19 protein-coding genes are annotated in these 19,460 nt (G+C 72.8%); 9 read left to right on the top strand and 10 right to left on the bottom strand.

Translation table 11 applies throughout. The features are described 5' to 3' along the window. The 3 genes from VFW24_13320 to hemE all read right to left on the bottom strand — a co-directional run. Nucleotides 1–314 (bottom strand): FAD-dependent oxidoreductase (locus VFW24_13320; GenBank protein ID HEX5267745.1); only part of this gene is annotated, 314 nt, incomplete at its 3' end. 345 nt (nt 315–659) lie between these two features. After that, complete coding sequence (hemH, locus tag VFW24_13315) at nt 660–1,571, bottom strand: ferrochelatase (GenBank protein ID HEX5267744.1); 912 nt, start codon at nt 1,569–1,571, stop codon at nt 660–662. Beyond that, on the bottom strand, nt 1,568–2,617 hold the full coding sequence (hemE, locus tag VFW24_13310) for a uroporphyrinogen decarboxylase (GenBank protein HEX5267743.1): 1,050 nt from the start codon (nt 2,615–2,617) through the stop codon (nt 1,568–1,570). The genes hemH and hemE overlap by 4 nt, the downstream gene beginning before the upstream one ends. 121 nt (nt 2,618–2,738) lie before the next feature. Here hemE and VFW24_13305 point away from each other — a divergent pair, with 121 nt between their 5' ends. After that, on the top strand, nt 2,739–5,018 hold the full coding sequence (locus tag VFW24_13305; protein ID HEX5267742.1) for an ATP-binding domain-containing protein: 2,280 nt from the start codon (nt 2,739–2,741) through the stop codon (nt 5,016–5,018). Between the two features lie 13 nt (nt 5,019–5,031). Here VFW24_13305 and VFW24_13300 read toward each other — a convergent pair whose 3' ends face one another. Beyond that, nucleotides 5,032–5,907, bottom strand: a complete 876-nt coding sequence (locus VFW24_13300; GenBank protein ID HEX5267741.1) for a sigma-70 family RNA polymerase sigma factor — start codon at nt 5,905–5,907, stop codon at nt 5,032–5,034. 171 nt (nt 5,908–6,078) lie between these two features. Here VFW24_13300 and VFW24_13295 point away from each other — a divergent pair, with 171 nt between their 5' ends. Genes VFW24_13295 through VFW24_13270 form a run of 6 tightly spaced genes read left to right on the top strand, consistent with a single transcriptional unit; the run spans nt 6,079 to nt 12,509 of the window. Next, nucleotides 6,079–6,711, top strand: coding sequence for a response regulator transcription factor (locus VFW24_13295; protein HEX5267740.1), 633 nt, complete (start codon nt 6,079–6,081; stop codon nt 6,709–6,711). A gap of 34 nt (nt 6,712–6,745) precedes the next feature. After that, nucleotides 6,746–7,366 (top strand): heme-copper oxidase subunit III, encoded by a 621-nt coding sequence (locus VFW24_13290; protein HEX5267739.1) that lies wholly within the window; start codon nt 6,746–6,748, stop codon nt 7,364–7,366. A 31-nt stretch (nt 7,367–7,397) separates the two neighbouring features. Continuing rightward, complete coding sequence (locus VFW24_13285) at nt 7,398–8,282, top strand: c-type cytochrome (GenBank protein HEX5267738.1); 885 nt, start codon at nt 7,398–7,400, stop codon at nt 8,280–8,282. A gap of 24 nt (nt 8,283–8,306) precedes the next feature. Further along, complete coding sequence (locus VFW24_13280) at nt 8,307–9,227, top strand: Rieske 2Fe-2S domain-containing protein (GenBank protein HEX5267737.1); 921 nt, start codon at nt 8,307–8,309, stop codon at nt 9,225–9,227. A gap of 2 nt (nt 9,228–9,229) precedes the next feature. Next, nucleotides 9,230–10,993: a cytochrome bc complex cytochrome b subunit gene (locus VFW24_13275; GenBank protein HEX5267736.1), complete on the top strand. Its 1,764-nt coding sequence runs from the start codon at nt 9,230–9,232 to the stop codon at nt 10,991–10,993. Nucleotides 10,994–11,030: 37 nt separating this feature from the next. Further along, nucleotides 11,031–12,509: a glycosyl hydrolase family 18 protein gene (locus tag VFW24_13270; GenBank protein HEX5267735.1), complete on the top strand. Its 1,479-nt coding sequence runs from the start codon at nt 11,031–11,033 to the stop codon at nt 12,507–12,509. Between the two features lie 14 nt (nt 12,510–12,523). Here VFW24_13270 and VFW24_13265 read toward each other — a convergent pair whose 3' ends face one another. From VFW24_13265 to VFW24_13255, 3 genes are read right to left on the bottom strand one after another with little or no spacing between them, the layout of a single operon-like run. Next, nucleotides 12,524–13,099, bottom strand: coding sequence for a cytochrome c oxidase subunit 4 (locus tag VFW24_13265; GenBank protein HEX5267734.1), 576 nt, complete (start codon nt 13,097–13,099; stop codon nt 12,524–12,526). Further along, a complete protein-coding gene (gene ctaD, locus VFW24_13260) occupies nt 13,089–14,828 on the bottom strand; it encodes a cytochrome c oxidase subunit I (GenBank protein HEX5267733.1) in 1,740 nt (579 codons plus the stop codon). The genes VFW24_13265 and ctaD overlap by 11 nt, the downstream gene beginning before the upstream one ends. Then, a complete protein-coding gene (locus tag VFW24_13255; GenBank protein ID HEX5267732.1) occupies nt 14,795–15,568 on the bottom strand; it encodes a cytochrome c oxidase subunit II in 774 nt (257 codons plus the stop codon). The genes ctaD and VFW24_13255 overlap by 34 nt, the downstream gene beginning before the upstream one ends. Before the next feature lie 66 nt (nt 15,569–15,634). Between VFW24_13255 and VFW24_13250 the strand changes: the two genes are divergently transcribed. Together VFW24_13250 and VFW24_13245 are read left to right on the top strand one after the other, a co-directional pair. Continuing rightward, nucleotides 15,635–16,066: an SCP2 sterol-binding domain-containing protein gene (locus tag VFW24_13250; GenBank protein ID HEX5267731.1), complete on the top strand. Its 432-nt coding sequence runs from the start codon at nt 15,635–15,637 to the stop codon at nt 16,064–16,066. An 8-nt stretch (nt 16,067–16,074) separates the two neighbouring features. Further along, nucleotides 16,075–16,740 (top strand): LmeA family phospholipid-binding protein, encoded by a 666-nt coding sequence (locus VFW24_13245; GenBank protein ID HEX5267730.1) that lies wholly within the window; start codon nt 16,075–16,077, stop codon nt 16,738–16,740. 31 nt (nt 16,741–16,771) lie between these two features. Here VFW24_13245 and VFW24_13240 read toward each other — a convergent pair whose 3' ends face one another. The 3 genes from VFW24_13240 to VFW24_13230 form a co-directional block, all read right to left on the bottom strand. Then, nucleotides 16,772–17,641, bottom strand: coding sequence for a PaaX family transcriptional regulator C-terminal domain-containing protein (locus VFW24_13240; protein HEX5267729.1), 870 nt, complete (start codon nt 17,639–17,641; stop codon nt 16,772–16,774). A gap of 25 nt (nt 17,642–17,666) precedes the next feature. Beyond that, complete coding sequence (locus VFW24_13235) at nt 17,667–17,885, bottom strand: twin-arginine translocase TatA/TatE family subunit (GenBank protein ID HEX5267728.1); 219 nt, start codon at nt 17,883–17,885, stop codon at nt 17,667–17,669. A gap of 80 nt (nt 17,886–17,965) precedes the next feature. Next, nucleotides 17,966–19,460 (bottom strand): hypothetical protein (locus tag VFW24_13230; GenBank protein ID HEX5267727.1); only part of this gene is annotated, 1,495 nt, incomplete at its 5' end.

Raw genomic sequence — 19,460 nt, 5'->3', positions numbered from 1 at the left:
AGGACCAGTCCCGGGGGGAGGCGGCGGAGCCGGCCCCGGGACCAGACGTAGGCGTGGCCGGCGGCGGGAGCCACCAGCTCGTCTCCCAGGCCGAGCTCGGTGCACAGCTCGACGGCGTGGGGCACCCGGGCCAGGAAGGCGTCGGGGCCCACCTCCACCTCGACCCCGGCGACGGAGCCAGCGCGGATCTTGCCGCCCACCTCCGCCCCCGCCTCGAGGAGCACCACCTGGCGCCCCGGCGCCCCCTGGGTCAGCTCCCACGCCGCGGCGAGGCCGGTGATCCCCCCGCCCACCACGACCACGGTCGCGCTCAACGGCCCGGCCACCTCGTTGCGGCGGCGCTGCCGCGGGGGTCTCCCCCCGGACCTCCCGCTACGAGAAATCTCGTGCCGTATGTGAAAGTCCTCATACGGCGGGCTCTTTCTCACGGACCGTGGGTGCAGTGCCACGCGGTGCCGACCCTCTGGCCCGTCTCGCACACCAGTCGTGCGAGGACCACCGCGCTCTGCGTGAAATTGGCTGCCATATATGAAAATTCATATACGGCAGGTGAAAAAGCATTTCGGGGGGGCGGGGGGAGCTCCTCCCGGGGCCGGGCGCCATGCTGCCGCCGGTCAAGGCCCGGCCGGTCAAGGCCCCGCCGGTCAAGGCCCCGCCGGTCAAGGCGCGGCCGCCCGCATGATCACGCCGGCCAGGGTCCGGCACAGCTCGGGGTCGTCGTTGAGCGAGGCGGTGCGGGCGAAGCGCAGCCCGAGACCCTCGGCCGCCCGCCGGGCCTCGATGTCGAGGTCGTAGAGGACCTCGAGGTGGTCGGAGGTGAATCCGGCCGGGCACACGACCACGCCCGCCGCGCCCGCCGAGGCGGCTTCGGAGATCGCCTCCAGGACATCCGGGCCCAGCCAGGGCTCGGGGGTGCGGCCCGCGCTCTGCCAGGCCACCCGCCACCGGTCGACGCCGGCGGCGCCGGTCAGGGCCTCGCCCGTCTGGCGGAGCTGGTCGGGGTAGGGGTCCCCGGTCCCGAGGATGCGGGCGGGGAGGCTGTGGGCGGTCACCAGCACCTCGGTCCGGTCGGGCGGGGTGCCGACCTCGTCGAGGGTCACCCGCAGCCGGGTGGCCAGCGCCGCCACCAGGCCCGGCTCGAGGTGCCAGCTCTCGACGGCCCGGAGGTCGACCCCGGCCCGGGCGCCTTCGGCGCGGGCCCGGTCCAGGTACTCCCCGACGGAGAGCGGCGAGTAGTGCGGGGCCAGGACCAGCGCCACCAGACCGGGGAGGCCGGCGCGGGCCACCGCCCGGACCCCCTCCTCGATCGAGGGCCGGGAGTGCTTGGTCCCGCAGAAGACCCGGAAGGCGCCGGGCGCCGCCTCGTCGAGCGCCCGCTGCACGCCGGCGGCCTGGTCCCGGGTGCGCCGGGCCAGGGGGGAGAGGCCGCCGATGGCGTCGTAGCGCCGGCGCAGGTCGGCCAGCTGCTCCGGTGTGGGAGGCCGGCCCCGCCTGACGTCGGTGTAGTAACGCTCCACGTCGGCGGGCGACTCCGGGGACCCGTAGGACATGAGGAGCACGCCGGTGGTCACGATCCGCCCCCCGGGGGCGCCCCTTCGGTGTGCACGAGCTCGACGACCCGCTCGAGGATCCCGGGGTCGGTGTCGGGGAGCACGCCGTGGCCGAGGTTGAACACGTGGCCCGGCGCCGGCCCCGCCTCGGCCAGCACCCGGCGGGCCATCCGCTCGACGACCGGCCACGGCGCCAGGCAGGCGGCGGGGTCGAGGTTGCCCTGGACGGCCCGGTCGGGGCCGACGCGGCGGCGGGCCTCGCCGAGCGGGACCCGCCAGTCGACGCCCACCACGTCGGCGCCGGCGGCGGCCATCAGCTCGAGGAGCTCCCCGGTGCCGACGCCGAAGTGGATGCGCGGCACGCCGGTGTCGGCCAGCCCCTCGAGCACCCGGCGGCTGTAGGGGAGCACCAGGTCCCGGTAGTCGGCGGGGGACAGCGCCCCGGCCCAGCTGTCGAAGAGCTGGACGGCGGCGACCCCCTCGGCCGCCTGGGCCCGGAGGAACGTGAGGGACAGCTCGGCCAGGGCGCCGAGGAGCCGGTCCCACAGATCGGGATCGGAGTGCATGAGGCTCTTGGTGCGGACGAAGTCCCGGGTGGGGCCCCCCTCGATGATGTAGCTGGCCAGGGTGAACGGCGCCCCGGCAAAGCCGATGAGCGGCACGTCCAGCTCCCCGAGCAGGATCCGCACCGTCTCCAGCACGTGGGGCACGTCCCCGGTGGGCACGAGGGGGCGGAGACGGGAGAGATCGGCTTCGCCCCGGAAGGGCCTGTCGATCACCGGTCCGATGCCGGGCACGAGGTCCACCCCGAACCCGATGGCGGCCAGGGGCACGACGATGTCGGAGAAGAGGATGGCGGCGTCGACGCCGTAGCGCCGCACCGGTTGCAGGGTGATCTCGGCCGCCAGGGCGGGGTCGGCGACGGCGTCGAGGATGCTGCCCTCGCCGCGGAGGCGCCGGTACTCGGGGAGCGCCCGCCCCGCCTGGCGCATGAACCACACCGGCACGCGGTCGGTGGGTTGGCGCCGGCACGCCTGCAGGAAGGGGGAGTCCCCCGGTTCGGCCACGGGTCGACGTTAGGGCGGCCGGAGGTGGGCGGCAGTGACGCGCCGTGGTTGTCGTATGCTTGTCGACTCCCTTGGGCCCGTCGTGAGGTCCCGGAGTGGATTAGGAGCGGGTCAGGAGCATTTGGCGACGCACCCCGACCTAGCGGCCGAGCAGGCCCACATCGACCGCGCCTACCAGCAGCTCGAGAGGATGCGGGAGGCGGCCAGGCGGATGATCGCCTCGGTCATCTCGCAGGGCCGCGGGGGCACCCACCAGGCCCGGGAGGAGCGGGACGTCATCGTCGGCTCCAGCCTGGCCCGCATCGAGCGGCTGAACATCGGGCGGGAGTCGCTGTGCTTCGGGCGCATCGACCGCGGCGCCGGCGCCGGCGGAGCCGGCCAGGGGCATGGAGCCGGCGGAGATGGCGGGGCCGAGAGCTTCCACATCGGGCGCCTGGCGGTGTCCGGGCCCGACCACGACCCGCTCGTCGTGGACTGGCGGGCGCCGGTGGCCGAGCCCTTCTACCGGGCCACGGGCGCCCACCCCATGGGCCTGGTGCGCCGCCGCCACTTCCTCACCGAGGGACGGACCCTGCTCGCCATCGAGGAGGAGGTCTTCGGCGACGGGTCGGGCGGTGACGCCGCCATCGGGGGCATCCTCCTGTCGAGCCTGGACCGGGCCCGGACCGGCCACATGCGCGACATCGTCGCCACCATCCAGGCCGAGCAGGACCAGATCATCCGGGCCCCACTGGCGGGCCTGATGATCGTCCAGGGCGGGCCCGGGACCGGCAAGACGGCGGTGGCGCTGCACCGGGCCGCCTACCTGCTGTACACCCACCGCTTCCCCCTGGAGCGCCAGGGCGTCCTGGTGGTGGGCCCCAACCAGGTGTTCCTGCGCTACATCGAGCAGGTTCTGCCGTCGCTCGGGGAGAGCGGGGTGGCCCTGACGACGCTCGGGGGGCTGGTGGCCGAGGTCCGGGTGCGGGCCACCGAGCGGCCGGCGCTGGCGGCGCTGAAGGGCCAGGAGCGGATGGCCCGGCTGATCCGCCGGGCCGTCCGGGACCGCGAGCGCCCGCTGCCCCAGGGGCTCGAGGTCGGCATCGGCCCCTACGTGCTGCGCCTCGGCACCCAGGACACCGCCGCGGTGGTGGCGGCGGGGCGGCGCCGGCACGGGACGCACAACGCCCGCCGCCGCCACGTCGAGGCCGAGCTGTTCCGCCTGCTGCACCAGCGCTACCTCGAGGCGGTGGAGAGAGGGCCGGCCGCCGAGGACGGCGACGCCCGGTCGGTCGTGGAGCCGGAGCCGGAGCCCGGCCTGGCTCCGGTGGTGCCCCTGTTCCCCGAGCCCGAGGAGGAGCCCGTCGACGGGTCCCGCGCCCTCGACGAGGCCGAGCTACGCGTCCGCCTCCGGGGACACGCAGACGTGGTGCGCGCCCTCGACCGGATGTGGCCCCGCCTTTCCGCCGTGGAGCTGCTCCACGACCTGTTCGGGGCCCGGCCCCTGCTGGCCCTGGCGGCCCGGGGCGTGCTGACCCAGGCCGAGGCCGACCTCCTGTTCCGCCCCCGCTCCGGGGGACTGGACGAGATCCCGTGGACGGCGGCGGATCTGGCCCTGCTCGACGAGGCCAAGGTGCTGCTCGGCCCGGCCCACCGGAACCCGGGCCCGGGGGAGGCGGAGGACGGGCCCCGGGCCTACGGGCACATCGTGGTGGACGAGGCCCAGGACTTCTCGCCCATGCAGCTACGGATGCTTGCCCGCCGCTCGATCTCGGGCTCGATGACCGTGGTCGGGGACGTGGCCCAGGCCACCGGGGCCCAGGCCCCCTCGGGATGGGACGACGTCGTCCGCCACCTCTCCCCCAAGCGGCCGCCCACGGTCGTCGAGCTGTCGGTGAACTACCGCACGCCGGCCGAGATCATGGACGTGGCGGGGGTGGTTCTCGAGGCGGCCGACCCCGCCCTCACCCCGCCCCGCTCGGTGCGCGAGACCGGCGTGCTCCCGGTGGCGGTGGCGGTCCCGGGCGGGGAGTCGCTCCCCTCGGCCCTGGCCCGGGTCGTGGCCGACGAGCTGGCCGAGGTGGCCCCCGGCAACGTGGTCGTGATCTGTCCCGACTCGTGGGCGGCCCGGCTGGCCGAGCCCCTGGAGGGGGCCCTGGGCCGCCAGGGGGTGGCGCTGGGGCTGCCCGAGAGGGACGGGCTGGAGCGGCCCGTCACCCTGGTCCCGGCGGGCCTGGCCAAGGGCCTGGAGTTCGACTCGGTCCTGGTGGTGGAGCCGGCGGCGCTGGTGGAGGAGGCGGCCCAGGGGCTGCGGTCCCTCTACGTGGCCCTGACCCGCGCCACCCGCCGGCTGACCGTGGTGTACACCCGGGACCTGCCCCGGGTGCTGGAGGGCCTGCGGGGCGCACCGAGCGGCTCGTGACCCCCCGCCGGGCCTACAGGGTCGTGAGGCGGGGCTTCGACGGCACCGGGTCGATGCGGGACCGCCAGTCCGAGCCGGAGCTGACGGCGTCGAGGTAGGCGGCGGTGCGCCGGGCGGCCCGGGGCGAGAGGTCGATCAGCGGCTGGCCCTCGTCCAGGTGGGCGTCGAGAGCGGTCTTGAGCATGACCAGGGCCTCGGCGCGGATCTGGGAGATCCGGGACTCGGTCACGTCGAGCTCGTCGGCCAGCTCGCGCATCGGGCGCTCGTCGAAGAAGTAGCCCACGACCACGTGGCGCATGCGCTCGGGGAGGGCGGCCACGGCGTCGAGGAGGTACGACCGGCGCTCCCGGTCGAGGATCTGGGAGTCGGGGCCCCGTTCGTCGGCGGGCAGGACCGAGCTGCCGTCCCCGTCGACCACCAGGGCGTCGAAGTTCAGCACCACCGCCCGGTGGACGTCCCCGGACAGGCTGTCGAGGCTCTCCTTCTCCATCCCCAGGTGCTCGGCCACCTGGGCGGAGCTGGGCGCCACCCCGTTGCGGGCGGTCAGGTCGTCGACGGCGGCCGCCACGTTGCGGGCCCGGGCCCGGACCGAGCGGCTGGCCCAGTCGCGGCTGCGCAGCTCGTCCAGGAGGGCGCCGCGGATCCGGGCCGAGGCGAAGCGGTCGAAGTTGATCCCCCGGTCCGGATCGAACGCCCGGGCGGCCTGCGCCAGGCCGGCCATGGCCGCCGAGAGCAGATCGCTGCGGGAGACGTGACGGGGCACCCGCTGGAGCATGTCCGACACCGCCCGCTGGGCCAGCGGGAGGTGCTCGATAACCAGCTGCTCCTCGTCGACGCCGTAGTCGTTGGTGCTGCGGACCCGGGAGAGGTTCTTGGTCCTTTGTGCCATGGATGCAGTTATCGGACATCCGGGACTTCCGAGGCATCGCCCAGACGGTCGGTCCGAACGCGGCTTATGACCAGAACGGGCCATGGAATGGTCACCACGGGGAGTAGCCCGCGCTGACTAGTGGAGAGCTGACCCGGCCCTCACGTTCGGTGGCAATAGCCTGTGACGGCCATGGCGCCAACGACCCTGGTCGTCGTCGATCAGTGGCCGCTCGTCCGCATGGGTATCGGTCGGGCGCTGCCAACTATTAGCTTCCGGCTCCTCGAGGAGCTGGGATCGGCCGGGCGCGCCCGGGTCGTGATCCGGTCCCGTCGCCCTGCTCTGGTGGTCCTCGGCGCCCACCTGGAGGAGGATCCCGCCGCCGTCACCCAGGTGGCCAAGGACGCCGGGGCCCGGGTCGTGGCGCTGGTCGACCGGGCCCGTCGCCCCGAGCTGGTGGCGCTGGCCACCGCCGGCGCCGACGGGATCCTGGCGGCGTCCAGCACCGGTGAGGAGCTGCTGGCCGGGGTGCGGACCGTGCTCGACGGCGGCCGGGCCCTGTCCCCGTCGCTGGTCCCGGCTCTGGCCGGGGTGGTGACGCCGACCGGGAGCACGACCCCCGACGGGGCCGCCGACCTGACCGACCGGGAGCGCCAGATCCTGGCCCACCTGGTGCGGGGAGCGCGCAACCGGGAGATCGCCGAGGACCTGTTCCTGTCCCCGGCCACGGTGAAGACCCACCTCAACCACATCTACGTCAAGCTCGAGGTGCGGGGTCGCCAGGAGGCCGCGGCCCGGGCGCTCGAGCTCGGTCTCGTCGGTTAGATCCACCACGCCCGCGTCGACTAGTAAAGGGGCCGTGACCGAGGCGCTGGCGGCGGACACCCACGCGGAATCCCTGCAGCCGGGTTGGACCATGCCGGCGCGGCCCCCCGCGCTCAACGTCGGGGTGATGGTGTGGCTCGGCTCGGAGCTGATGTTCTTCGCCGGGCTGTTCGCCTCCTACTTCACCATCCGGGCCCAGGACACCGTCAACCACGTCTGGCCGCCCAAGGGCATCGAGCTCGACGTCATCCAGTCGGGGATCTTCACCGCCATCCTGGTGGCGTCCAGCTTCACCATGCAGCGGGCGCTGTGGTCGGAGGAGCGCCGCCACAACCGGGCCCAGGCCCGGCGGTGGGTCGTGGTCACGTTCATCATGGGCTCGCTGTTCCTGGCCAACCAGGGATACGAGTGGTTCCACGTCCACTTCCGCATCTCGACCAATGCCTTCGGGTCGCTGTTCTTCCTGATGACCGGGCTGCACGGCCTGCACGTGTTCGTGGGCCTGGTGGCCATGGCCATGTTCCTCGGGAGGCTGCTCGGCCCCGGCGGTGACCCCGGGGAACGCTCGGTGTTCCAGGTGGTCACCTACTACTGGCACTTCGTCGACATCGTGTGGATCTTCCTGTACAGCGCCCTGTTCCTCCTCGGTGGCTGAACCGGTGGCGGCACGTACCGGACCGCGGCGGGTGGGACTGCGCAGGGTGGCGCGCCGTGCCGGCGCGGTGGCGGGGGTCGTGGCCCTCGGCGTGGGACTGAGCCTCGTCGTGTTCGGCACCGGGGCCCGGGCCCAGAACGGTGACTCGAGCACGGGCGCCCAGGGCCAGGCGTCCCAGCCCACGGGCAACGGGCCGCTCGGGAAGACCGGCGGGACCCCCTACAACGACACTGTCCTGACGCCCGAGCAGCTCAGCGGGCGCCAGCTGTTCGTCCAGACCTGCTCGGCCTGCCACGGCGCCGACGCCGAGGGCACGGCGCGCGCCCCCACCCTCACCGGTCTCGGCCCCGCCACCATCGACTTCTGGGTGCGCACCGGGCGCATGCCGCTGGAGAAGCCCACCGAGCAGGCCCTGCGCAAGCCGCCGCTCCTGTCCGCCAAGCAGGCGCGCGACATCGCCGAGTACGTGGCGTCGCTGGCTCCGGGCGGCGTGCCGATCCCGAAGCCGAATTCCGCCGGCGCCAACCTCCAGCAGGGCGGTGAGCTGTTCCGCCTGAACTGCGCCACCTGCCACAGCTTCGTCGGAGTGGGGGGAGCCCTGTCCTACGGGGCCTACGCCCCGTCACTCAAGCCCGACACGCCGATCGACATCGCCGAGGCCATCCGGACCGGGCCCGGGAACATGCCGCGGTTCAGCCTGGCCCAGATGTCGAACAAGGACATGAACGACATCATCAGGTACGTCCGGTACATCACCCGCCCCGACGACCGCGGCGGCCTGTCGCTCGGTCACGTCGGACCGACCACCGAGGGCTTTGTCGGGATCGTGTTCGGCGTGGGGCTGATGATGGTGGCCGCCTTCTGGATCGGGGACCGGGCCAAGCCCGAGCCGGCGGCGGGTCACGGGCACGAGTGAGCCGAGTGGTGAGCGAGCCGAGCGATGAGTGACCTGAGCGACGTAAACGAGCCCGAGACGTGGGCCGAGCACATGGCCATTGCCGCCCGCCACCCGCGCCGGGCCGAGCTGGTCGTCGGCCTGTCGTTCCTGCTGGCCACCCTGTCGGTGTTCGTGCTCGGCTGGATCTACACCCAGAACGGGCAGCCGCAGATCGAGGGGATGATGCTGTTCGTCCTCTTCGGCGGCATCGGCTTCGGCATGGCCGCCTGGGGCAAGTGGCTGATGCCGAAGGGCCCCTTCGTCGAGGAGCGCGAGGTCCTCACCTCGGAGACCAACCAGGAGCGCTTCTCGGAGACGTTCCAGCGGGGGCGGGTGGCGGTGGAGGGCCGGCGCTCGTTCCTGCTCAAGATGTTCATCGGGGTCAACGGCCTCATGGGCGCCATCCTCCTGTTCCCCCTGCGCTCGTTGACCGACAAGGGACCCAAGGCGGGCGGCCCGCTGTACACGACGCAGTGGAAGGCGGGGGCCCTCGTCGTCGACGAAGAGAACCGCCCCGTGCACATCAGCACCCTGGACGTCGGGGGCTCGCTGACCGTGTTCCCCCACGGCTACACCGACGCCACTGACGACCAGACCCTTCTCGTCCGGGCGGCCACCACTCCCGTGGCCCCTCCCGGCCGGCCCGACCTGGAGAAGTGGTCCCCGGCCGGGTACCTGGCGTTCTCCAAGGTCTGCACCCACGCCGGCTGCCCGGTGGGCCAGTACGAGGCCCAGTTCCAGAAGCTCCTGTGCCCCTGCCACGAGTCGACCTTCGACGTCCTCGACGGGGCGGCCGTGGTCTTCGGGCCGGCGCCCCGGCCCCTGCCCCAGCTCCCCCTGATGATGGACGACAACGGCTATCTGCGGGCCCGGGCGGGGTACGGTGAGCCGATCGGACCCGGTTTCTGGAGCAGGGGAGGGTGAGCATGATCGGCGGGCGCAACCGCCCGATCGGGATGCGGGCCCGGGCCGCCGCGGTGGGAAAGACGGCTGCGATCAAGCAGGGCCGGGACATCGACGAGCGCCTGGGCCTGGCCGGCGCCGGCCGGTGGCTCCTCAACTACATCTTCCCCGACCACTGGTCGTTCATGTTGGGGGAGATAGCCCTCTACTCGTTCATCATCCTGATCCTCACCGGGGTCTACGTCACGTTCTTCTTCGTGGACTCGGCCCACGAGATCGTGTACCACGGCGCCTACCTCCCGCTCCGGGGCGTCCACATGTCCGAGGCCTACGCCTCGACGCTCGACCTCAGCTTCTCGGTGCGCGCCGGACTGGTCATCCGTCAGATGCACCACTGGGCCGCCGTCATCTTCATCGGCGCCATCGGCATCCACATGTGCCGCATCTTCTTCACCGGCGCCTTCCGCAAGCCCCGCGAGATCAACTGGACCATCGGACTGGGCCTGCTCACCCTGGCCCTGCTCAACGGCTTCCTCGGCTACTCGCTGCCCGACGACCTGGTCTCGGGGACCGGGCTGCGGATCTTCTACTCGGTCTTCGAGTCGATACCACTGATCGGACCGTGGTTCGTGTACCTGCTGTACGGGGGCAACTTCCCGGGCAACTCGATCATCCCCCACATGCTGGTGTTGCACGTGTTCGTGGTGCCCATACTCATCGCCGTCCTGCTGACCGCGCACCTGGCGATCATCATGCGCCAGCACCACAGCCAGTTCCCCGGCAAGGGAGCCACCGAGACCAACGTGGTCGGCACGCCGATGTGGCCGGCCTACGCCGCCAAGTCCGGCGGCTACTTCTTCATGCTGTTCGGGGTCATCGCCGCCCTCGGCGGGGTGGCCCAGATCAACCCCATCTGGCTGTTCGGGCCCTACGACCCCATCCGGGTCAGCTCGTTCACCCAGCCCGACTGGTACATCGGATGGATGGACGGCGCCCTGCGCCTGATGCCCAACTGGGAGCTGCACCTCCCCGGGCACATGGTCGCCAACGCCTTCTGGCCGGCGCTGTTCATGCCGGGCATCCTGTTCACCGTGCTGGGGGCGTGGCCGTTCCTGGAAGCGCGCCTTACGCGGGACTACGCCCACCACAACCTGCTGGACCGGCCCCGGGACCGGCCGGTGCGGACCGCCATCGGCGCCGGACTGCTGACGTTCTTCCTCGTGATGCTGCTCGGCGGCTCCGAGGACGTCATCGCCGTGTTCCTCGACACCTCGGTCCAGGCCGTGGTGTGGACCCTGCGGATCAGCCTGATCGCGGCCCCCCTGGTCGTGGGCCCGGTCACCTACCTCCTGTGCAAGGAGCTGTCGGCGGTCCCGAGCGCCGGCTTCCGCCCCCGGCCCAACGTCATCGTCCGCACCGCCGACGGCGGCTACGAGGCCGTGCCCGCCGAGCTGCACCCCCTCGAGCAGCCCGAGGAGCTGCACCCGGCCCCGGTGGGGGAGGCGACCGTGCCCGAGATCGTTCCCGGGGGACAGCCCGAGCTGGTCGGTGCGGGCCGGGCGCCCCGCGGCCCGGCCCCGCCGGTGTCCGCCGCCACCGCCGTGGCCCCGTCCACCGCTCCCTCGGCCATCCCCGGGGTGCGGACGGTGAGCCGGGAGGACGCCGTCGAGGCGGAGGTCGAGGCCCGCCGCCAGCGCGGCTTCTTCGGCCGGCGCCGGAGCAACGGCGCGGGTGGCAACGGACCCGGCCGGAACGGACCGGACGGGGACGGCCCGGGCGGGGGCTGACAGGAGGAGTCGCCTCCCCGGCGTCGAAGTCCGGGGAATGCGCCTCGCGGTCATCTGGCGTCGGGACGTGGTCGGGGCAGCCGCCCTCACGTGCCTGCTGGCGGTCTCCGGCGGCTCCCTGCTCCCCGCCGCGTCTCTCCACGCCTCCGCTGCCCGGGCCGCCCACCGCGGCCCCCAGGGGCACGCTCAGGTGGTCATGGCCGACCCGGCGCCGCCCGACCGGCCCAACGCCGCCGCCGCCTCCCTGGCCCCGCCGGCGCCCCCGCTCCCGCCCGCGGTGGGCGCCCCGCTGCCCGCTCCCCCCGCGGTGAGCGCGGTGGTGCTGCGGCCCCACGAGGTCTTCGGCTTTGCCCCCTACTGGACCCTCGGCGCCTCCGGTGGCTACGACGTGGGTGACCTGACGACGATCGCCTACTTCGGGGTCGACGCCGCCGCCGACGGCAGCCTGGTGACCTCCGGGCCGGGCTGGAACGGCTATCAGAGCCAGGCCCTGGCCGATCTGATCTCCCGGGCCCACCGGGCCGGGGACCGGGTCGTGCTGACCGTGGAGTGCTTCGACCAGGCCGCCCTGGACCACCTCACCTCCGACCCCGCGGCCGACGCCAAGCTGGCCGACGGGATGATCGCCGCCGTGCGGGCCAAGGCCCTCGACGGGGTCAACCTCGACTTCGAGGGCACCGGGGCCGGGGACCGGGCCGGCCTGGTGCGACTAGTCGACTACCTGGGCGGCCGGCTGCGGGCCGCCGACCCCCACTGGCAGTTCACCGTCGACACCTACGCCGGCTCGGCCGGGGACCCCGACGGCTTCTTCGACGTCTCGCACCTGGCGCCGGCCGTGGACGCCTTCTTCGTGATGGCCTACGACATGTACCGGTCGGGGACGGCCTCGCCGAACGCCCCGCTCGGCGGAGGCTCCCCGAGCGACCAGGCCGCCGTCCGGGCCTATGCCGCCACGGTCCCGGCCGCCAAGGTCATCCTCGGGGTGCCGTTCTACGGCTACGAGTGGCAGACGGCGTCGAACGCCCCCCGGGCGGCGGCGGTGTCCGGGCCCGTCCCGGTCAGCTACGCCCAGGTGGCCGCGGCCGGCTCGGCCACCTACTGGGACCCGCAGGGGGCGGTGCCCTGGACGGCGTTCGAGGACCCCGGCGGGCAGTGGCACGAGGTGTACTACGACGATCCCCAGTCGGTCGGGCTGAAGGCGCAGCTGGCCGACTCGGCCCACCTGCTCGGCCTGGGCATCTGGGCCCTCGGCATGGACGGCAACGCCCCGGCGATGATGGCCGCCCTGCTCGGCCACTCACCCGTCGTGAAGAGCTATCCGGCCGGGCCGCCCAGCGTGAGCCCGAGCTCCCCGTCGTCCACCACCACGTCGTCGTCCACCACGTCGACCTCGACCACGTCGACCAGCACCACGTCCACCACCCGGCCGGCGCAGCCGGTGACCCGGCCCCCCGGCGGGGGAGGGGGCAGCCCGCCGCCCGTCACCCTGCCCCCGCTGCCCTTCGGGAAGCGCTAGCTATAGCTAAGAGCTCAGACGTAGCCGCCCCGGCGGCTCTCGAGGGTGTAGCCCACGAGGCAGCCGACGACCAGGGCGCCGCCCAGCACGCCCCACCACGGCCCGAACACGAGGGCCAGGCAGGTGAAGGCGGCTCCGGAGCCCATCACGAAGGGCCAGATGCTCGACGACGGGAAGGCCCCGACGGTGCCGGCGCCGTCCTGCAGCTCGGCGGCCTCGGAGTCCTCGGGCCGGGGCGGCATGTGCCGGCCCCACCAGAACAGGTAGGCGCCGGGGAGGAAGCCGAGGAAGGCGGTGAGGAGCAGCATCACCGACCCGGCGTGCTCGTAGGAGAAGAACCAGTAGAAGGCGCACACCACGGCGAAGAAGAGCGCCACCCCCAGATACACCCACGCCTCGACCCGGTAGCCCTTCCAGACCTTGCGCTGCGAGTGGTAGTGGCCGCTGACGCGGTGGTGAGGCTCGCTCAGGAGGCCCTCGATGGGATGGCTGGCGGTCGGTTCGTCGGGGCCGGAGACCGAGTGGTGCCGGCCCATGCCCCTCAGGGGGCCCTCACCCTCGCTCGGCCCGGCGTCCTCGTCAGGAGCCATGGTCACCGTCCGGAGAGCCCGCCCCCACCCCGGCCGGGATGCGGGGCTCCTCCAGCCCCGCCAGATCGGGGTGGTTGGCGTCCCACACCGGCCGCTCGGAGCGGATCGGGGGGATGGCGTGGAAGTTGTGGTGGGGCGGGGGCGAGCTGGTGGCCCACTCCAGGCTGCCGGCGTCCCAGGGGTTGCTGCCGGCCGGGATGGGCTTGCGCCACGAGATCCACATGTTCCAGAGGAAGAACAGGAACGACGCCCCGATGCACCAGGCCCCGAACGAGGAGAGCCGGTTGAGCGACGTCCAGCCGTCGGACGGCTGGTAGATGGCGATGCGGCGGGGCATGCCGTGCAGCCCGGCCAGGTACTGCGGGATGGTCTGGAACCAGAAGCCGATGAACGCCAGGGCAAAGTGGGCGTTGGCCAACTTCTCCCGGTGCATCCGTCCCGTCATCTTGGGATACCAGTAGTACACACCGGCGAAGCCGCCGAAGATCGTGGTGCCGATCAGCACCTCGTGGAAGTGGGCCACCACGAAGTAGGTGTTGTTGGTGTAGAAGTCGAGCGGCGGGCTGGCCAGGATCACCCCGGACAGGCCGCCGGCCAGGAACACGACCAGGAACCCGACCGACCACACCATCGGGGACGCGAACTGGACGGCCCCCCGCCACATCGTGCCGATCCACGAGAAGAACTTGATCCCGGTCGGCACGGCGATGAGCATCGTCATGGCCGAGAAGAACGGCAGCAGCACCACGCCGGTGGTGAACATGTGGTGGGCCCACACCCCCGTGGACAGCCCGGCGATGGTCAGGGTGGCGAAGACCATCCCCCGGTACCCGAACAGCGGCCGGCGCGAGAACACCGGGATCACGTCGGAGACGATCCCGAAGTACGGCAAGGCCAGGATGTACACCTCCGGGTGGCCGAAGAACCAGAAGAGGTGTTGCCAGAGGATCGGAGCACCGCCGCCGGCCACCTCGAAGATGTGGGTGTGGAAGTGGCGGTCGAAGTACAGCATCACCAGGGCGCTGGTGAGAACCGGGAAGGCGATCAGGATCAGGATGGCGGTCACGAGCATGTTCCAGGTGAAGATCGGCAGGCGGAACATGGTCATGCCGGGGGCCCGCAGGGCAAAGGTCGTGGCCACCAGGTTGATCCCGGAGAAGATGGCCGAGAACCCGGTCAGGAACAGCGCGACGACCCACAGGTCGGCGCCGGCGCCCGGGCTGTTGAGCGAGTCCGACAGCGGGGCGTAGGCGGTCCACCCGAAGCTGGCCGCGCCGCCCGCCACCAGGAAGCTCGACAGCATGATGATCCCGCCCGAGAGGAACAGCCAGTACGACAGGGCGTTCAGGCGGGGGAACGCCATGTCGGGCGCCCCCACCTGCAGCGGGACGACGTAGTTGGCGAACCCGGCAAAGGCGAACGGTCCCGCGAACAGCAGCAGCATCACGGTGCCGTGCATGGTGAACAGCTGGTTGAACGTCTCCTGGCTGGTGAAGGTGCTGTTGGGCCAGAACAGCTGCACCCGGATGAACATGGCCATGAGCCCGCCGCACAGGAGGAACACGACCGTGGTGACCAGGTAGTTCTTCCCGATCACCTTGTGGTCGGTGCTGGTCAGCCAGTAGAGGAGCCCGCTGCGGTGCTCCTCGTGCGGCTCCTCCTGGGGAGCGGACGGCCGGCGCTCGGCCAGAAGGGTCATGTCGTCGGCCTTTCCTGCTGTTGCAGCCACGTCTGGAACTGGGCGGGCTGGACGACCTTCACGTAGAAGATCATGAGGTCGTGGTGCAGCCCGCAGAACTGGGCGCAGCGGCCGATGAAGGTCCCCGTCCTGGTGGGGGTCAGGTCGAAGACGTTGGTGACCCCGGACTGGGCGTAGCGCTCGAAGTTGAACTCAGGGACGAAGAACTCGTGGACCACGTCGGCGGTGACCAGGTTGACCCGGGTGACCTGGTTGTTGGGGAGCTCGAAGGTGCCGTAGTGGTTGGGATCGGAGATCACCTCCGCCTTTGCCCCGTCCGGCGTGTTGTAGTCGAACTTCCAGCCCCACTGGAAGGCGGTGATCGTCATCACGTTGTCGGGGTTGGCCACGACTTTGTCCACCGAGTTCTCGGCCACGTAGGTGTAGCCGAACAGGACCCCGACGATCAGGACCGGGATGGTGGTGTAGGCCACCTCCCATGGAAGATTGTGGTGGGTCTGGGGCGGCCAGTGGTCCCGGTGCCGGCGACGGTAGGCCAGGATGCACCAGAAGATCAGCGCCCACACGAACACCCCGACGGCCAGGGCCACGATGTCGAAGCCCTGGAACATCCGGAAGATGAGGTGGCCCTGCTTGGTCGCGCCCGTGTTGTTCTCGAAGTGGAAGGTGCAGCCCGAGAGCAGCAGGGCCAGAAGCGCCAGGCCGGGGACGGCCCTGCTCCGGATCGACCGCCGGGCGCGGGGCCCGGAAGGATCGGGTGCAACGGTCACGGTCGAGGAATCTAGCGGTAGGGGGTGGCGCCCGATCAAGACGGCGGCGCCCCTAGGGTCTCGGCCGTGAGCGAGCCCGGCAGCGAGCCTTCGTTCGCCGATCGCGAGGGCCTGGCGCGACTGTTGGAGGGGCCGGCGCCCGAGCTGGACAAGCGGCTCGGTGCGCCGTCGGTCGCGCTGGAGCGGGTGTTCACCATGCTGGGGCCGGGCCGTCTCGATCCCGATCGCGGGACCCGCCCCTTCCTGGTGCAGTTCGAGGTGCGCGCCGCCGACGGCGTCCACACCCACCCGGTGCGCTTCGCCTCGGACCAGACGCTCCCGGGGGAGTGGCCCACGAGCCAGCGCCCGGCGCTCAGCTACAGCGTCGATCTCCTCGACTTCCTGCTGATGGCCTCGGGCCGGCTCGACCCCCACCATGCCTTCATGAGCGGCCGGCTGCGGATGTCCGGGGACATGACCCTGGCCGAGGCCGTCGAGGCCTGGTTGACGCCGGGATGATCTTCGGGATGATCCGCCGCCTGGTGGTCCTGATCGTCGTCCTCGTGGTGGCGGCGCTGGTGGGGGCCGACTTCGGGGCCAAGTGGCTGGCCGCCCGGGCGGTGGCGGCCCAGGCCCGGCGCTCGACCGGGGCCACGTCGGGGACGGCGTCGATATCGGGGTTCCCGTTCCTGTACGAGTCCATCGGCCAGGGCCGGGTCCAGGGCCTGCACGTGCAGCTGAGCGACGTCCCGGCCGGCCCGGGCCTGCGGCTCCAGACGGTCACCGTCGACCTGTCCCAGGTCCACTTCGACCGCCACCGGCTGTGGGCGGACCGGAAGGTCACGGTCACGGCCATCTCCCGGGCCACGGGCGTCATCGACGTCTCGGTGGCCGAGCTCTCGGCAGTGGCGGGACGGACCGTGACCATCGGCCCGCCCGGCCCGTCCGGCCAGCCCCAGGTCCTGGTGGACATGCCCGGGGGCCACACCGTGGCCGCCACCGCCACCATCGCCTCCGGGCACTTCCTGCAGATCGCCGCCGGCGGCGTGCCGGTCCTCGACGTCGACCTGGCCCGCACCCCGGTGGTCCAGGACTGCACCATGACCCTCCGGGTCGTCAGCTCGGGGGTCGAGGCCTCCTGCACGATGAGCCCGGTCCCGCCGAGCGTGATCGCCGCCGTCTCCTCCCGCTGAGCCCATGGCGGGGCTCCGGTGGGGGCCCCGACTATCCGTCCACCACCTCGTCGTAGGCCCGGAACAGCGGAGGCAGGCCCTTGGCCTGCCGCATGGCCCGGGACAGGCGCCGGCTGTTGGCCGACAGCTCCCGGGCCTGACGCCCGGGCCAGGGGCGGGGGAGGAGCTCGGGAGGCAGCAGGGGGTCCCGGGAGAAGCACTCCTGGAAGGCCACCGCCATCCGCAGGGCCAGGGTGAGGAAGGTGGTGTCGTCGAGGCGCTCCTGGCGGGCCCGCAGCGCCGCCAGCTCGTCGGGCACCCCCCCGAATACGTCGATGAAGGCCTGGTACCGGCGCGCCACCTCGTCGAGCCGCCACAGCCGCCGGGCCAGCTCCCGGGGGTCGCGCAGCCCGGCCACCTCGAGGTCGTCGGTCACCACCAGGGTGAGGGCGTCGACCAGCCCCAGGCGGTCCGCCTCGGCCCTCACGTCCTTGTGCCAGGGGTGGGGGCTGACGTAGAGGCCGCCCTGCACGGAGGCCCCGCCCAGGGCCAGGAGGCGCTGGCGGAAGGCGTCACGCGCCGCCCGGTTCTGCTCCGGGACGGCGAAGCCGACCAGGCGCCACTGCCGGTCCCACCCCCGCCCGGCGGCGTCCTGCGAGTAGGCCAGCCGGGTGCGCTCCATCGGCTCGGCCAGGGCCGCCAGCCCCGCGGCCGTGGCCTCGTACACGGCGTCGGCCCCCCGCCCCCGCCGGGCGAACAGCCCCTCCTCGACCAGCCGCCTGAGGCACGACCGGACCTGATCGGCGCTCTGGCCGCACGCCGCCGCCACCGGCATGAGCTCCGCCGCCAGGATCGTGCCGTCGGCGCGGGCCATGCCGAACACCAGGACCCGGGTCGGGACCTGGACGGTCGTGGTCACCACGACCCGTCAGCCTACGGCCGGGGGGTCAGTCCGAGCCGGCTTCCTTCTTCTCCGCCTTGGCGTCGGCCTTGCCATCGGCCTTGCCATCGGTGGAGCCGTCCTCCATGCCCCGCTTGAACTCGTGCGAGGCGGATCCGAGCGACCGGGCCAGGCCGGGGAGCTTGGAACCGCCGAACAGCAGCACCAGCCCCACGACGACGATCACGATGATGCCGTCGGGTCCGAGGATGTTGCCTACGACCATCTCGTGCTCCTGTCTCTGGGCAGGGCTCCAGGGTAGATCGGCCGCCGGTCATTCGCCGTCGGGGGCACGGACGGATGAGATCAGCCCACCGCCATGCCCAGGACCGGCTGCACCAGGCGGACCCCGCCCATCGATCCGTGGAAGGCGGCGTTGCCGTAGCTGAACACCCCGCCGTCGGACGCCACGAACCAGTACCCGGCCCCGTTGGCCGTGGGCGCCATCCCCACGATCGGGGCCTGGAGGTGCAGCCCTCCGGTGGAGCCGAAGAAGAAGGCGTCCCCGAAGCTGAAGATCCCGCCGTCGGCGCCCACCAGCCAGTAGCCGTTGCCCGTGGCGGTGGACGCCATCCCGACGATCGGGGCGTTGAGCCGGGTGCCCCGGGCCGAGCCGTAGGAGCGGGCGTCCCCGAACGCCTGCACCGACCCGTCGGCCGAGGCGATCCAGTACCCGCCCCCGTCGGGAGTGGCGGCCATCCCGATCACCGTGGCGGTCTGTCTCACCCGGCCCTCCGAGCCGTAGAAGGCGGCGTCCCCGTAGTTGAAGATCCCGCCGTCGGCGGCCACCAGCCAGTAGCCGCGCCCGTCGGCGGTCGGCGCCATCCCCACGATGGGCCGGGCCAGATGCACGGCGCCGGCCGAGCCGAAGAAGCGGGCGTCACCGAAGGTGAAGACCCCGCCGTCGGAGCCCACGCACCAGTAGCCGAGGCCGTCGGGCACCGCCGCCATCCCCACCATCGGGGCGTTGAGCGGGGTGCCTCCCTCCGACCCGTGGTAGCCGGCGGCGCCGAAGCTGAAGATCCCGCCGTCACGCGCCACCAGCCAGTAGCCCTGGGCGCCCCCGGCCGCCGGGGCGAACGTGTAGCGGTCCGCCGCCGACGTGGCCGGCCCGCTGGCCGCGTCCTGGGCGGTGATCAGATCCGTCCCGCCGGCGGGCTCCGGGGACGGGGCCCGGTACCCGATCGTGACCCGTCCCCCGGCGTCGGCGACGAACGGGGCGGGGTCGGGACCGAGCGGGGTGGCCCCGACCGTCGCCGTTCCCCCTCCGGGGGCGGCGGTGAACGACAGGTACACGGTGCCGCCGGGCCGGGGCTGGCCCCCGGAGCGCACGGTCAGGGTCACCGGGGCCGTCTGGCCCGCCCCGACCCCGCCGGGGGCGGCCACCGGCGAGGGGCTGAACACGAAGGGGGCGGGGGCGTAGGTGTAGCCGGTCGTGGCCGTGGTGGCCGGGGCCGACGCCCCGCTCTGGGCGGCGATGGTGTCGGTCCCGCTGTCCGGCGGGCCCGCCGGGGTCGAGTAGGTGATCAGGATCCGCCCGGCGGCGTCGGTCACGAACGGCTCCGGGGCGGCGCCGAGGGCCTTGGGCCCGGCCGGCCCTCCGGTGGCCACGGCCGAACCGGCCGCGGGCACGGGACCCGAGCCGCCGCTCCCGGCCAGGGACAGGTACACGGGCGTGGTGGCCAGGGGCTGGCCGGCGGTGTCGGTCACGACCAGGGCGGCGGTGACCGACTGGCTCGACCCCAGGGCGCCGTCCGGCGCCAGCGGGGCGGGGGAGCGGGCGTAGACCGGCGGGGGGTAG

The sequence above is a fragment of the Acidimicrobiales bacterium genome (assembly GCA_036273495.1).
Taxonomy (GTDB): domain Bacteria; phylum Actinomycetota; class Acidimicrobiia; order Acidimicrobiales; family JAJPHE01; genus DASSEU01.
Note: the sequence above shows the minus strand (reverse complement) of the source record. Positions and strands in the feature narration are given on the sequence as shown.